Origin of the sequence: Enterobacteriaceae endosymbiont of Donacia fulgens (assembly GCF_012567545.1) — a bacterium.
GTDB lineage: Bacteria > Pseudomonadota > Gammaproteobacteria > Enterobacterales > Enterobacteriaceae.
Map to the genome: position 1 here is coordinate 366,640 of NZ_CP046182.1, position 14,534 is coordinate 381,173.

At 20.1% G+C, this 14,534-nt stretch carries 12 protein-coding genes and 1 tRNA gene; 2 read left to right on the forward strand and 11 right to left on the reverse strand.

The features are described 5' to 3' along the window. Nucleotides 1-32: 32 nt before the first annotated feature. Nucleotides 33-117, forward strand: a tRNA-Ser gene (locus GJU05_RS01830). Between the two features lie 46 nt (nucleotides 118-163). Beyond that, nucleotides 164-739: a DedA family protein gene (locus GJU05_RS01835; RefSeq protein ID WP_208753832.1), complete on the forward strand. Its 576-nt coding sequence runs from the start codon at nucleotides 164-166 to the stop codon at nucleotides 737-739. Nucleotides 740-755: 16 nt separating this feature from the next. On the opposite strand, the gene GJU05_RS01840 is transcribed toward GJU05_RS01835, so the two are convergent. The 11 genes from GJU05_RS01840 to nuoC all read right to left on the reverse strand — a co-directional run bounded on the left by GJU05_RS01840 (nucleotide 756) and on the right by nuoC (nucleotide 14,529). After that, entirely contained in the window at nucleotides 756-2,222 is a 1,467-nt protein-coding gene (locus tag GJU05_RS01840) for an NADH-quinone oxidoreductase subunit N (RefSeq protein WP_208753833.1), read from the reverse strand. 53 nt (nucleotides 2,223-2,275) lie between these two features. Beyond that, entirely contained in the window at nucleotides 2,276-3,796 is a 1,521-nt protein-coding gene (nuoM, locus tag GJU05_RS01845; protein ID WP_208753834.1) for an NADH-quinone oxidoreductase subunit M, read from the reverse strand. A 55-nt stretch (nucleotides 3,797-3,851) separates the two neighbouring features. Further along, nucleotides 3,852-5,711 carry an NADH-quinone oxidoreductase subunit L gene (gene nuoL / locus GJU05_RS01850; protein WP_208753835.1) on the reverse strand — a complete coding sequence of 620 codons (1,860 nt, stop codon included), beginning with the start codon at nucleotides 5,709-5,711 and terminating at the stop codon, nucleotides 3,852-3,854. Next, nucleotides 5,708-6,010 carry an NADH-quinone oxidoreductase subunit NuoK gene (nuoK, locus tag GJU05_RS01855; protein WP_208753836.1) on the reverse strand — a complete coding sequence of 101 codons (303 nt, stop codon included), beginning with the start codon at nucleotides 6,008-6,010 and terminating at the stop codon, nucleotides 5,708-5,710. Before nuoK ends, nuoL begins: the two co-directional genes overlap by 4 nt. Before the next feature lie 46 nt (nucleotides 6,011-6,056). Then, nucleotides 6,057-6,554, reverse strand: a complete 498-nt coding sequence (locus GJU05_RS01860; protein ID WP_208753837.1) for an NADH-quinone oxidoreductase subunit J — start codon at nucleotides 6,552-6,554, stop codon at nucleotides 6,057-6,059. A gap of 26 nt (nucleotides 6,555-6,580) precedes the next feature. Further along, the gene (gene nuoI, locus GJU05_RS01865; protein ID WP_208753838.1) at nucleotides 6,581-7,123 is read right to left on the reverse strand and encodes an NADH-quinone oxidoreductase subunit NuoI; all 543 of its coding nucleotides are present in this window, start codon (nucleotides 7,121-7,123) and stop codon (nucleotides 6,581-6,583) included. 16 nt (nucleotides 7,124-7,139) lie between these two features. Beyond that, the gene (gene nuoH, locus GJU05_RS01870) at nucleotides 7,140-8,114 is read right to left on the reverse strand and encodes an NADH-quinone oxidoreductase subunit NuoH (RefSeq protein WP_208753839.1); all 975 of its coding nucleotides are present in this window, start codon (nucleotides 8,112-8,114) and stop codon (nucleotides 7,140-7,142) included. Continuing rightward, a complete protein-coding gene (nuoG, locus tag GJU05_RS01875) occupies nucleotides 8,111-10,837 on the reverse strand; it encodes an NADH-quinone oxidoreductase subunit NuoG (protein WP_208753840.1) in 2,727 nt (908 codons plus the stop codon). The genes nuoH and nuoG overlap by 4 nt, the downstream gene beginning before the upstream one ends. Nucleotides 10,838-10,918: 81 nt before the next feature. Continuing rightward, nucleotides 10,919-12,199 carry an NADH-quinone oxidoreductase subunit NuoF gene (gene nuoF, locus GJU05_RS01880; RefSeq protein ID WP_208753841.1) on the reverse strand — a complete coding sequence of 427 codons (1,281 nt, stop codon included), beginning with the start codon at nucleotides 12,197-12,199 and terminating at the stop codon, nucleotides 10,919-10,921. Then, nucleotides 12,147-12,692 (reverse strand): NADH-quinone oxidoreductase subunit NuoE, encoded by a 546-nt coding sequence (nuoE, locus tag GJU05_RS01885; protein WP_208753842.1) that lies wholly within the window; start codon nucleotides 12,690-12,692, stop codon nucleotides 12,147-12,149. Before nuoE ends, nuoF begins: the two co-directional genes overlap by 53 nt. Nucleotides 12,693-12,702: 10 nt before the next feature. Next, nucleotides 12,703-14,529: an NADH-quinone oxidoreductase subunit C/D gene (nuoC, locus tag GJU05_RS01890; protein ID WP_208753843.1), complete on the reverse strand. Its 1,827-nt coding sequence runs from the start codon at nucleotides 14,527-14,529 to the stop codon at nucleotides 12,703-12,705. Nucleotides 14,530-14,534 lie beyond the last annotated feature (5 nt).

Here is a 14,534-nt window from a genome sequence, read left to right on the forward strand (position 1 = left end):
AATATTTTAACAATATTTATTATATAAATTATGGTGAGATGGCCGAGTGGTTTAAGGCGCATGCCTGGAAAGTATGTATATGGAAACATATCAAGGGTTCGAATCCCTTTCTCACCGAAATATTGTATTTTATAAATATTTATTTTATAAACGTGATATAACCATGTTTAATATAAATATAACTAAAATAATGAACCAATACGGTTATTTAATTATATTATTAGGATCATTAATTGAATGGGAAACATTAATTATTATTTCTGGAATGTTAGCTCATAAAAAAATATTATTTTTACATAAAATTATTATTATTACTATTACAGGATCTGTAATAAGTAATCAAGTGTTATTTTTTATAGGTAAAAGATATAGTAAAAAATTTTTATCTTTTTTAAAAAATTATAATTTTAAAATTCAAAAATATCATAATTTAATTATAAATTATCCTTATATATTTATAATTATTACAAGATTTATTTATGGTTTTAGATTAATTAGTCCAATTACAATGGGTATTACTAATATTTCTAATATGAAATTTTTTTTATTAAACATTATTGGTGCTATTATTTGGACTATTTGTTTTACTATTACTGGATATTTTTTTGGTGAAATTATATCTACTTGGATTAAAGATTTTAGTAAAATTATTAAATATTTTTTATATATTTTTTTATTATTTATAATAATAAAAATTTTAATAAAAATAATAAGAAAATACCTTTTTTATTTTAAATAAAAATAATAATATTAATTTAAATTATATTTTTAATATAATGAATAATAAATTCAGGATAAATACCTAATATAATTATTATTAATGTCAATATTAAAAATAAATTTTTTATAAAAAAATAAAAATTATTATTTTTTATTTTAGTAATATACCAATTTCTATTTATTTTAGATGGTATTAAATATAAACTGATAATAATTCGTAAATAATAATATAAACCCATAGAACTTCCTAATACTATAATCATAGTTAAATACCATATTTTAATTTTTATACTTAAAGCTATTAAATAAAATTTAGATATAAAACCTATAGTTAATGGAATACCAGCTAAAGATAGCAACATAATTGTAAATATAAAAGCAAGTATAGGATCATACCAAAATAATCCCCGATAATAATATAATTTATCTATATTTTTTTCTTGAAAATTAAAACTTTCAAATAAACTTATTATTCCTAAAATAACTAAATTATTTATTATATATCCAATAATATATATTACCATCATCTCTAATGAGAGATTATGTATTTCATACTTTTGATTATAAATTAGAATTATTAATAGATAACCAATATGTGCTATAGATGAATATGCTAATAAACGTTTAATATTGTTTTTTGTTTTAATACCCATAATATTACCAAAAAATATAGATAATATTGATAATGATATTAATATTTTATATAAAAAATATTTATTATTATTAATTTGAGTAAAATAAATTAAAAATTTTACTAAAAATATAAAAATAGATAATTTATTAAATGTAGTTAAAAACATTGTTACAACTGTAGGAGTACCTTGATATACATCAGAAGTCCATAAATGGAATGGTACTATTGATAATTTAAAACATAAACTTACTAAAATTAAACAAAATCCAATTGTAGTTAAATAATTAACTAAATATCTATGATAAAATAAATAATTATTTAACAAAAATGTAAAATTTAAATTTCCATTATCTAAGTAAATAAAAGATATTCCAAGTATTATAAAAGATGATGATATAGTAGATAAAATTACATATTTAATACTAGCTTCTAATGAATATTTTGAGTTAATATTATAACTTATTAATCCAAATATAGGTATAGATATTAATTCAATACCTACTAACATAGAAATAAAACTATTTGAATTTATTAATACCATACTACCAATGGTAGATATTATTGTTAGTAAATAAAATTCATCCTTATAATATTTTAAATTAGATAACCATTTATATGATATGAAGCATATTATAATATTATTACAAATTAATATAATATTATAAAAATTTGAATACATATCATTTAAAAATAAATAATTTATTGGAAAATTATTATTTTTAGTATAAAAAATAGATATTATTGTTAATATAAATCCCCAAATTGTAATAATTAAACTTGTTAAATTGTTTCTTCTAATAGATATTTTTATTAATAATAGTATTAATAATGTAATAATAGTAGTTAAAGGTATTAATGATTTAGTCATAAAAAATTCTATTTTATTTGATAAATTTATTTAAAATTAAATATATATACATTTTATGTATAATTAATTAACATAATTCTATTATAAATACTATTTATAGTAGAATCTGAAATATTTAAAATAATTTTTGGATAAAAACCTAAAATTAATAATAAAATTAAAAGTATAAAAATAATAATTTTTTCTCTTAAGAACATATTTTTTATAAAAATATTTATTTTAGTTTTAGGACCATAAAAAATTTTTTGCATCATATTTAAAGAATATATACTAGAAAATAATAAACTAAAAGAAGCAATACATGTACATATAGGATATGAATGAAAAGTGCCTAATAAAATTAAAAATTCTCCTATAAAATTTCCTGTACCAGGGATACCAATACTAGCTAATGAAAAAAATAAAAATAAACCTGGTAATGTATTTAATTTATTCCAAATACCTCCCATTAATTTAATATTTCTTGTTTTCAATCTTTCGTATATTTGTCCACAAAGAATAAATTGTGCTGCAGCTGATATTCCATGTGATATCATTTGTATAACAACTCCTTGATAAGCTAATTTATTATGACTATAAATCCCCATTAAAATAAAACCCATATGAGAAATAGAAGTATATGCTATAATTTTTTTAATATCAGATTGTATACAAGCCATTAAAGAACCATAAAATATACCAGATATTCCTAATATTATTGCAATAAAAGAAAATTTTAAAGATGATATTGGAAATAATGGTATAGTAAATCTTAATAAACCATAGGCAGCTGTTTTTAATAAAATACCAGCAAGATCAACTGAACCAGCTGTAGGAGCTTGACTATGTGCTTCAGGCAACCATCCATGAAATGGGATTATAGGTAATTTAACTGCAAAAGCTATAAAAAAAGATAACATTAATAAAAATTCTGTTTTTAAATTTATATAATTATTTAATAAAGCAGTATATTCAAAAGTTAATATACCAGTTATTTTTTGATTTAGAAAAACTAAAGATAAAATTCCACATAACATTAATAAACCACTAGATTGTGTATAAATAAAAAATTTCGTAGCAGCTTTTATACGACTATTTCCTATTTCACCTTTATGACCCCATAAAGATATTAAAAAATACATAGGTATTAACATAATTTCCCAAAATAAAAAAAATAAAAACATATCTATGGATAAGAATACTCCAATAACAGCACTTAAAATCCATAATAAATTTAAATGAAAAAAACCATGCCATTTTTTAATTTCATTCCAAGAACATAAAATTGCCATTATACCTAATAAACCAGTAAGATTAATCATTAGTAATGATAATCCATCCATTGCTAAATGGAAATGTATTCCAAATCTAGGAATCCAGTTAAATATAAATTCTGATATCCAGACAGGATATATAAATAATGTTTTTTCATTATAATTAATTTTATAAATAAAATATTGTAAAATTGATAATAAGAAAATAAAACTTATGGAAATTAAAGATATCCAACGAGGTAATTTAAAATTTATTTTTTCACTTTGCCAACAAATTAAACCACTAATAAAAGGTACTAATATTAACCAGGGTAATAACATAAAATTTCCTAATTATATTTTATATAAAAATATTAATTTTATTATAAATTTAATATTAACTATGAATTAATATTATTAAATATAATAGAATTAATATTATTCCTAAATATATTGATGATATATACCAGCGAATATATCCATTTTGACTTAATAATAATATATTTCCTATTTGATTTGTTGTTTTTATCGTTAAAAAATCTATAAATTTAGCAATAGGATCATTTTTTATAATTAATAATATTTTCATAAAAATATTTACAAAAATTTTTTTATAAATAAAATCTATATAACATCCATTAAAAAAAAAATTATTTATAAAAGAAAATTTATAATAATAATTAACAATTTTATTAATAAAATAATTTTTTTTAACATAAAAAATATATAACATAAAACTAATTATAAATGTAACAATAGATATTGTTTCTAATATATGATTATAATTATTATTAATAAATAATATTTTATTAGGTAATAAAATATTATTTTTTATTGGTAATAATTTTATACCTATGTGGCTAGAGAGTATACTTAATATTATTAATGGAAAATTATGTGTAAATTTATTATTAATAATAGGTAAAATATTATTTTTACCATAAAATATGGTATAAATCATACGTATTGTATATAAACATGTAAAAAAACTACCTATAATACCAATTATAAATAATATAAAATATTTATTTATTAAAAGTTCATATAATATTTTTTCTTTAGTAAAACTACTCATTGTTATAAAAGGTAGTGATGCTAAAGATATAGCACCACATAAAAAACAGTAATATATAAAAGGAAAATATTTTTTTATTCCTCCCATTTTAAATATATTTTGTTCGTTATTACATGAAATAATAATAGATGCAGTACATAAAAAAAGTAATGCTTTAAAAAAAGCATGAGATATTATATGAAATAAAGCAGCATCAAATGAATTAATTCCTAATGCTAAAAACATATATCCAAGTTGGCTCATTGTAGAATAAGCTAAAATACGTTTTATATTATTTTGTGTTAATGCAGCCCAACCAGATAATAATAAAGTTATTGATCCAATAATACTAGTTAAAAATAATATATTATTATTCATTAAAAATAGTATATTATTACGTAATATTAAATAAACTCCTGCTGTAACCATAGTAGCTGCATGTATCATTGATGATACAGGAGTAGGTCCAACCATAGCATCTATTAACCAAGTATTTAATGGAAATTGAGCAGATTTTCCTAATGATCCTATAATTAACATTATAGCAATTATTTTTAAATAATATGATTTATAATAAATAGGATAAGATGTTATTAAAAATGATATTTTTGAAAAATTTAAAGTGTTAAAAACTTTAAATATTAAAAATATCCCAATAATTAAAAAAATATCACTAAAACGAGTCATTAAAAAAGCTTTTATAGCAGATAATCCATTTTTTAATTTTTTATTAAAAAATCCTATTAATAAATAGGAACATACTCCTACTCCTTCCCATCCAAAAAACATTAAAATAAAATTATTAGCTAAAATTAATAATATCATATTTGAAATAAATAAATTAGTATATGCAAAAAATCTAGCATATCCTTCTTTATTTTCCATATACCAAATTGAAAAAATATGAATTATAAATCCGACCCAAGTAATAAGTAATAACATAATTAAAGATAATTTATCTAAATATAAAGAAAAATCAATATATAAATAATCAATATTTAATATTTTCCATAAAGTTTGTTTATATAATAAAATATTATTTTTAATAAAAATATATCCTATAATTAATGTAAGAATTGCACTTATCCCGATAAAACTGACTCCAATTATTGAAATTTTAGTTTTATTAAGATAATTTGAAAATAATGATAGTATTAAAAAACTAATTAATGGCATTAAAATAATTAAAAAAAGAAATTTCATCCATTCATCTCACTAATTGAATCAATATTAATATTATTTTTATAATAATATAATTTTATTAATAAAATTAAATTTATACAAGTTTCTATAGCTGATATACTAATCGATATTATATACATAATTTCTCCTTCTGTTTGTTTCCAATAATTACCAGAAACTATGCATGATAATGCTGCAGAATTAATCATTATTTCAGTAAAAATTAAAATATATAACATATTATTTCGAATAATTATGCCTATTAATCCAAAAGTAAATATTAATATAATAAATATTAAAATATTATATAAAGGTATCATTTTATATTCTTCTTTTATTTTAAAAAAACTTAATAGTAATTTTTTATTATTCCTGTGTTTTACCTATATGTAAAACAGTAATTATTCCAGATAATAAAAGTATTGATATTAATTCAACAATAATTTTATATTTTGTAAATAAACTTATACCAATATCTTTTATATCAATAAAATTCATAATAATATATTTTGTATTATATATATTTTTTAATATAAAAAATATAAGTATAAAAAATAATAAAGTAGAAAATAATATAATTAATAAAAATAATATTTTTTTTAAAAATATTTTTTTTTCTTCTAATTTAATATTTTTATAATCTAAAAACATTAAAACAAATATAAATAAAATAATAATAGCTCCTGTATAAATAATAATTTCTAATGAACCTGCAAAATAATCTCCTAAAATAAAAAATATACATGATATTGAAATTAATGAAATTAGAAAATATAATAGTGCATAAATAGGATTAATACTAATAATAATTAAAAATACGCAAATTATTGATATTAATTCTAAAATATAAAATATTATTTCCATATATAATTCCTTTTTTAAATTTAAAATTATGGTAATATATTTTTAATATCAACTTCGATATTTAAATTTTTATCTTTTTTATTATAATTATTTTTAATATTAACTCCTGAAATATCATAAAAATTATACTTAGTATATTTTCCTTGATTATTTTTTAATAAATCATTTTTTTCATAAATTAAATTTTTTCTATTTAATTCACATAATTCAAAATCTGGAATTAATTGTATAGCTCCTGTAGGACAGGATTCTTCACAAAATCCACAAAAAATACATCTAGATATATTAATTCTAAAAAATTTTGGATAAGATCTCCCATTTTTATTTGTTGTTTTTTTTAAACTTATACAACCAACTGGACATGAAACTGCACAAAGATTACAAGCAACACAACGTTCATTATTATTAGAATCAGATGTTAATATAATTCTCCCTCTGTATCTTGGCGGTAAATAAATTTTTTCTTCTGGATACATTATAGTTTCTCTTTTATTAAAAATATTAATCCATACTAAAAAAATACTTCTTATTTGACTTATTAAACCTATAAAAAATTTTTTTATTTTCATGATTTTTTAAATATAATTATTTTAGTATTATGAAAAGTGCAGTAATAATAAGATTAATTAATGTTAAAGGTAAACATGTAAACCAACCAAAATACATTACTTTATCATAACGAGGTCTAGGTAATGATGCTCTTATTAAAAAAAATAATATAATAAATATAAAAGTTTTTCCTAAATACCATATTATAGGAGGAAATAATGGTCCTAACCATCCTCCAAAAAATAAAATTACAATTAAAGAAGATACAACTATAATATTAATATATTCTCCTATAAAAAAAAGACCAAATTTCATTCCAGAATATTCAATATGATAACCATCAATAAGTTCTTGTTCTGTTTCAGGTTGATCAAAAGGATATCTATGACATAATGCAATAGAGGAAATAAAAAATGATATAAATCCAAAAAATTGAGGAATAATATTCCAACAATATTTGTACTGGTAATAAACTATATCATATAGATTAAAAGATCCTGTTTGACAAACGATACCCATTAAAGATAAACCTAAAAAAATTTCATAACTTATTATTTGAGCAACACCTCTTATTGTTCCTAACAAAGCATATTTATTATTACTTGACCATCCTGCAAATAAAATAGAATAAATAGAAATACTAGCCATCATAAAAAAAAAAAGTATTCCAATATCTAAATTAGATATCATCAATTTAGGAGTAATAGGTAATGTAGCAAATACAGATAATAATGAATTAAAAGCTATAATTGGAGCAATATTAAATAATACTTTATTTGAAAAATTTGGAGTCCAATCTTCTTTAAAAAAAATTTTTATCATATCTGCTAATATCTGTAAACATCCATATAATCCTACCCTATTAGGACCATAACGATTTTGAAATAAAGCTAATATACGTCTTTCAGCAAAACTTAAAAACCCCCCACTTATTATTAATAATAATAATATAAATATTATTTTTAATAACAATTTTAATTGTATATTATTAAAAAAAGAAAATAAAATCATTTTAATACCTTTATTTTTTCAATAGTTTTTCCTAAGAAGGATAATGAAATTCCTTTTGATCCTAATGGTATACTAATAAATCCTTGATGTAAAAATTTTGAAATAGATACTTTTAATATAAAAATATTGTTTAAACAATGTAGTTCAACTAAATTATTAGTTAAAACTCCTAATTTTTCAGCATCTTTTTTATTAAAAACAACATAATTATTAGGGAAATACTTTTGTATTAAAGATGATTTTTGTATTAAACTATTACTATTAAATAAAGTATAATGAAAAATAATTATTAATTTATTAGATATAATAAATTTATTATTATAGTTTTTTTTTTTAAAATTTATTATACAAATTTTTTTTTGAGAAATTTTAAATCCGCTAGAACCATATTTTGAAGAAATTCCTATTTCTTTCTGAAATTTATATAATGATTGAGAAGAATTCCATCCAGGAGACCATAAAAATGGTATTTGATTACATTTAATATTTGAATTATAATTTCCTTCCATTGAGAAATTAAAAATAGTATCTTTATCTTCTGGTTGTTTAGGTTCATGAACATTATTATTAGATAATATAGATGTTCTACCACTGAATCTAATTGAAGATCTTGCAAATTTTCTATTATATATTTTATAATTAGAATAATATGATGCTAAATGTATTCCGTTAAGTATTGGGATACATTCTTCACATTTTTTAATAATTTCATCTAATGTAATTTTTTTATTTAAATTATTTAATTTTGCATATATTTTATATAGCCACTTCCAACTAGATTTTCTATAATTTTTTTTATTATAAAAAGAAGGTTTATATACTTGAAAAAATCTTTGTGCTCTACATTCATTATTAATTACAGTACCACTACTTTCTATAAAATTTGATACTGGTAATATTATATTTGCATGTTTCATAGTTTTAGTAAAAATATGATCTAAGACAATTATATTAGGAATTTTTTTAAAAAAACTATTTAATTTATTTTTTTCTTCATAAAAGTATAAATCATTTTCCATAACAATAATTGTATCTATATCTATAGAATTATTAAATTTATTTTTTGTAAATAAATCATGTAAAGATTTTCCTTTAATTAAACCAATTCCCATACTATTTACTTTATTTAATACATAAAATAAACCTATATTTTTTTTTTTTTCTTTTAATGCTTTAGCTATAGCATAAGATGATGAAATTAATTCTATAGAACTTGATCCAGTTCCAGAAATAATTAAAGGTTTTTTAGCATTTAACAATATTTTTTTTATTTTTAAAATTTGATTTTTTAAATTTTTATCATTTAAAGTAAAATTAATATTTTTATTTTTAATACAATTAGCTAATATAAAACCAAATTCAGATTGATCTAAAGTAGGTGCATAATAATTCCATGAAGATATATCATCTAATGATGTTTTATCATTACTTGTTATAAACAATGGATTAGAAAATTTATTTTTAAAATTTAAAATTGCATCAGAATGCCAATAAGGAATATTTTTGTCTTTTTGAATATTATAATTATTTTTTATAGCTTGTCTTACAGCTAAAGCAGCTCTAGGATTAGTATTTGTTAAATCTTCTCCTAATATTAAAATAGCATCATAATTTTCTATTTCAGATAATGTAGGAAAATATATATCTTTATTTTGTATTATTTTAATAATATAATTAATTTGTTTTTTTTCATTTTCTAAAATACCTAAATAAAAATTATTTTTTCCAACTAATTTTTTTAAAATAAAGTTACTTTCTATACTTGCTCGGGGAGATCCAATACCAATTATTTTTTTTGATTTTAATATTAAATTAGTTATTTTTTTAATAATTTTTTTATTATTTAAAATTAATTTTTTATTATTTTTATAATATATTATTTTAATGGGATTATTTTTTAAAAAAGTATATCCATAACCAAAATAACCTTTATCACAAAGAAAATAATGATTAATTTTTTCATGAAATCTATTTTGTATACTAGATAATTGTCCATAACGTTCTCCTGCAAAAATATTACATCCTAATGAACAATGGTGACAAATACTTGGAGCATATTGAAGATCCCATTTTCTTGAATAATTTATATTATAAGTTTTATCTGTAAAAACTCCTGTCGGACAAATTTCAATTAAGTTACCAGAAAATGGATTTTCTAATATACCATCTAAATATCTTCCAAAATAAATATTATCTTTTGAACCAAAAACATTAAAATCTTTACCATCTGCATAATTTTTATAAAATCTTAGACAACGATAACATGTAATACAACGATTCATTGTGTGTGATATAAATGGTCCTAAATATTGATTTTTATATTTTCTTTTAGAGAAGTTATATCTACGGACATGATGTCCAGTCATTACAGTCATATCTTGTAAATGACAACTACCACCTTCATCACAAATTGGACAATCATGTGGATGATTTAACATTAATAATTCAATATTTTTTTTACGAAAATTAATCGAATCTTTATCATTAATTGAAATATATGATTGTTTTATAGGAGAAGACATACAGGACATAATTATTTGTCCATTTTTTTTTTTCATATTATCGTATTGTTTTATGGCGCATTGACGACATGAACCTATACTACCTAAAATTGGATGCCAACAAAAATATGGTAAATTAAAACCTAAAGATAAACATATTTTTAATAAATTATCTTCTTCATTAACTTTATAAAAATTACCTTCTATATTAATATTAATCATAATATAAATTCCATCATATTATTTTAGTATATTTACTTTTATTTAAAAAATATAATAAACATAATTTTATATAAAAAATATTTAATTAATAATTCCATCTTCAAATTCATGTAAAAAATATTTTAATGCACTATTTAAAGGTTCCATTGCTCCAGGTGCATGAGCACAAAAAGATCCCCCATTTGTTAATTGTTGACTTATGTCTTTAAGAAGAAAAATATCCTTTTTAGTTCCTCTTTTTTTTTCTAAATTATTTAATATTTTAACAATCCAAGGTAAACCTTCTCTACAGGGAGTACAAAAACCACAAGATTCTCTAGCAAAAAAAATTTCTAAATTTTTTACTAAAGATACTATATTAATAGTATGATCTATAGCTATAGCTATTCCTGTTCCTAATCTACTTCCTGCTTGACTAATACTCATAAAATCCATTGGTAAATCTAAATGATCTTTTGTTAAGAGACCAGTTCCTGCTCCTCCAGGTTGCCAAGCTTTAAATATAAATTTTTTTTTCATTCCTCCTGCATATTTTTCTAAAATTTCACGCGCAGTTATTCCAAAAGGTAATTCCCATAATCCAGGTTTTTTTACATTACCAGAAAAACCTAATATTTTTGTCCCAGTATCATATATACTTTTAGATATATTTTTATACCAAACAGGACCATAGTGGATAATACTAGGTATATTAAATATAGTTTCGACATTATTAACACATGTTGGTTTACCCCATAAACCAATTGAAGCAGGATAGGGAGGTTTAAATCTAGGATTTGCACGTTTTCCTTCTAAAGAATTAATTAAAGCCGTTTCTTCTCCACATATATATCTTCCTGCCCCCATATGGAGATATAAATCAAAATGAAAATTACTATTTAATATATTTTTACCTAAAAATTTTAATTTATAAGCTTCTTTTATAGCTATATTTAAAATTTTTGCACAGTTAATATATTCACCTCTTAAAAAAATATATCCTTTATTAGCTTGAATAGCAAAAGCACTAATAATAATACCTTCTATTAATTGATGAGGAATATGTTCTATTAAAAAACGATCTTTATATGTACCTGGTTCCATCTCATCAGCATTACATAAAAAATAACGAATCTCTTTATCATCTTTTTTAAGAGGCATTAAACTCCATTTTAATCCAGTATAAAATCCGCCTCCCCCTCTACCTTTTAATTTTGATTGTTTAACTATATTAATAATATCTTGAGAAGAATATTTTAATAAACTATTTTTTAAACTTTGATAACCATTTTTTTTTATATATTCTTTTAAAAATATTGTTTTATTATTATTAATACGCCATGTTAGAGGGTGTGTTTCTGGATTGGGATTTATTATTTTCATTAATATAATTATCCAATATTTGATTTATATAATTAATAGATAATGAAGTATAAATTTTTTCATTAATCATTATAACTGGACTATTTTCACAATGTCCTAAACAACAAATAGGTATTAAAGTAAATAATTTATTAGATGTTGTTTGTCCTGATTTAATATTTAATTTTTTTTGAATATATTTTAAAATTTTTTTATATTTAGTTATATAACAAACAACACTATCACAATATTTAATAACATATTTACCTACTGGAGATCTAAAAATTTGACTATAAAAAGTTGCTATACTATCAATTTCGGAAGGATTTATATTTAAAAGATCAGAAATAATTTCAATATTATCATTAGATATCCATCCGTATTTTTTTTGAAAAAATATTAATATTTCAATAATAGCAGCATTATTAGATTCATAATGACTTTTAATTTTATCAATTACTTTTAATTCTTTTTTATTTATATATGTATTTATATTATTAGTTATTTTTTTCATAATATTATCTTTAACGATCTACATCAGACATAACAAAATCAATACTACCTAAATAAGTAATTAAATCTGATATTAAACTACCCTGAATAACAGATGGTATTTGTTGTAAATGAGGAAAACTAGGTGTTCTAATTCTTGTTCTATAACTTATAGTGTTTCCATCACTAATTAAATAATAACTATTAATTCCTTTAGTAGCTTCTATCATTTGAAATGATTCATTAGCAGGTATTAATGGTCCCCAAGAAACTTGAACAAAATGATGAATTAAATTTTCTATATTATTTAACATTCTTTCTCTAGGTGGAGGAGTTGTTAAAGGATGATCAACTTTATATTGTCCTGAAGGCATGTTATTTAAACATTGTTTAATAATATGTAAACTTTGCCAAATTTCTTCAAATTTTAATAAAATTCTTGAATAACAATCACTAATATTAGAGTGTCCTATAGGAATGTCAAAATCAAAATTTTCATATCCTGAATAAGGTCTCCATTTACGAATATCAAAATTTAATCCAGTAGCTCTTAATCCTGTTCCGGTAACCCCCCAAGATATAGCTTCTTGTCTATTATAAGAAGCTATATTTTTAGATCTAGATATTAAAATACTATTTTCCAAAGCTACTTTTTTATATATATTTAATCGTTTAGGTAACCAATCTAATAATTTTTGTACTAAAATATTCCATCCATTAGGTAAATCTTGTGATAATCCTCCTATTCTAAACCAAGCAGGGTGCATTCTAGCTCCTGTAATGGCTTCAATTATATCGTATATTTTTTGTCTATCTGTAAAAACTAAAAATATAGGTGTCATTATACCTAAATCTTGCATAAAAGTAGATAAGCATAATAAATGACTATTAATACGAAATAATTCAGATAACATTATTCTAATAACTTTAATTTTATCTGTAACAGAAATATTAGCTAATTTTTCTATTGCAAGAATATAAGGCATTTCATTTACACATCCACCTAAATATTCAATTCTATCTGTATATGGTATATATGTATGCCATGTTTGTCTTTCTGCTATTTTTTCTGCTCCTCTATGATGAAAACCTATTTCTGGGATACATTGTATAATTTCTTCACCAGATAGTTGTAATATTATTCTAAAAGCCCCATGAACTGAAGGATGATTAGGTCCTAAATTAAGATACATATAATTATTTGATTTATTATTTATTAAAAAATTAAAATTTTTTGGATTAAACTTAGTAGATTCAATATCTTTTTTATATTTTTCTTTTGTTAAAAAATAAGGTGTACATTCAGTTGCTCTAGAAGGAAAATCTTTACGTAAAGGATAACCATAATCCCAGTTTTTTGGTAATAATATATGTGATAAATTAGGATGATTAATAAAATTAATTCCGAACATTTCCCAAATTTCTCTTTCATACCAATCAGCATTTTTAAAAAAATTCGTGATAGTATTTATATTTAAATTATTTTCTTTTAAAGGGATTTTTATGATGATATCAGAATTTCTATTTATAGATATTAAATAATAAAATAATGAAAAATCCATTTTTTTCATTAAATTAAATTTATTAAAATGTAATCTTTCATCTATACCATGCATATCATATAGCATATTATATGGATTATCTATTTCAGAAAAAAATTTTATAAATTTTATTATATCTTTTGATCTAATCCAAATAGTTAATGGCATTTTATTAGTAATATTATTTTGTATAATAAAATCCTTAAAATTAAATTTTCTATTTAATTCATTTATTATCGGTTCTATATTTTTTTTAGAAAAAGATTTATTATGTGTATCTCCTATTTTTTTAACTATGGTATCAAAAAAATTATTCATAATAG

Coding starts and splice junctions, on each gene's coding strand:
- nuoH (WP_208753839.1), bottom strand. CDS start 8,114: ATGATTTTATTTTCTTTTTTTAATAATATACAATTAAAATTGTTATTA.
- GJU05_RS01860 (WP_208753837.1), bottom strand. CDS start 6,554: ATGGAAATAATATTTTATATTTTAGAATTAATATCAATAATTTGCGTA.
- nuoM (WP_208753834.1), bottom strand. CDS start 3,796: ATGTTATTACCCTGGTTAATATTAGTACCTTTTATTAGTGGTTTAATT.
- nuoI (WP_208753838.1), bottom strand. CDS start 7,123: ATGAAAATAAAAAAATTTTTTATAGGTTTAATAAGTCAAATAAGAAGT.
- nuoF (WP_208753841.1), bottom strand. CDS start 12,199: ATGAAAATAATAAATCCCAATCCAGAAACACACCCTCTAACATGGCGT.
- nuoK (WP_208753836.1), bottom strand. CDS start 6,010: ATGATACCTTTATATAATATTTTAATATTTATTATATTAATATTTACT.
- GJU05_RS01835 (WP_208753832.1), top strand. CDS start 164: ATGTTTAATATAAATATAACTAAAATAATGAACCAATACGGTTATTTA.
- nuoC (WP_208753843.1), bottom strand. CDS start 14,529: ATGAATAATTTTTTTGATACCATAGTTAAAAAAATAGGAGATACACAT.
- GJU05_RS01840 (WP_208753833.1), bottom strand. CDS start 2,222: ATGACTAAATCATTAATACCTTTAACTACTATTATTACATTATTAATA.
- nuoG (WP_208753840.1), bottom strand. CDS start 10,837: ATGATTAATATTAATATAGAAGGTAATTTTTATAAAGTTAATGAAGAA.
- nuoE (WP_208753842.1), bottom strand. CDS start 12,692: ATGAAAAAAATAACTAATAATATAAATACATATATAAATAAAAAAGAA.
- nuoL (WP_208753835.1), bottom strand. CDS start 5,711: ATGAAATTTCTTTTTTTAATTATTTTAATGCCATTAATTAGTTTTTTA.